Source organism: Brevibacillus invocatus, from assembly GCF_003710915.1.
GTDB lineage: Bacteria > Bacillota > Bacilli > Brevibacillales > Brevibacillaceae > Brevibacillus > Brevibacillus invocatus.
Genome location: NZ_RHHR01000091.1, coordinates 1 through 616, shown reverse-complemented (window position 1 = coordinate 616; position 616 = coordinate 1). Strand labels below are relative to the sequence as shown.

Sequence of the window (616 nt, the reverse complement as noted above, 5' to 3'; positions counted from 1 at the left end):
AACCTCAATGGATACATCGGAATCACTTGCTGTCAGCGTCAAGCCTTCGTCATCTGCTTTTATCTTGATCCCAGTCAAAATCGGAATCGTAGTTCTGTTGGAAACGGCTTTGCTAACATGTGATACGGCGTTTGACAGCTTTTCTCGTTGAACGGTGATATTCATCAACGTGGGCCTCCCTCTATCACTGCAATTATTTTTTCATGACTGATGTATAACAGCAGCGCCTTTATCATATCTTATTAGGATATATCTTTTTAACAGAAGTAGTAATAGGGCCTGTGGATTTGTGGATATGTGGAACAATAGCGTAAAAGATAGCCTATACACATGTGGGTAAGTTGTGTATAGGCTTTTTGCGTTATTCACAGGTTAATGGTTTGCTTTTAACTTTTCAATAAGTGACTGGATCGTTGTCTGCATATGAGGATCGTTCGCCAGGGCACGAGAGATTTTCTCATGTGCATGGATGACAGTTGTATGGTCACGACCGCCAAATTCGTCGCCGATTTTCGGAAGAGACGCGTCTGTCAGTTCTCTGGAGAGGTACATCGCGATCTGACGAGGAAAAGCGACGGTTTTGGTTCGTTTTTTCGCTTTAAAGTCCTCGAGCTTG

Annotated in this window: 1 protein-coding gene and 1 pseudogene; both read right to left on the bottom strand. The window is 43.0% G+C overall.

What is annotated here, in order from left to right:
• A pseudogene (locus EDM52_RS24145) lies at positions 1–165 on the bottom strand (DNA polymerase III subunit beta); the annotation flags it as partial.
• Between the two features lie 207 nt (positions 166–372).
• On the bottom strand, positions 373–616 hold a 244-nt coding region (locus EDM52_RS24140; protein ID WP_276330146.1), incomplete at its 5' end, for a helix-turn-helix domain-containing protein.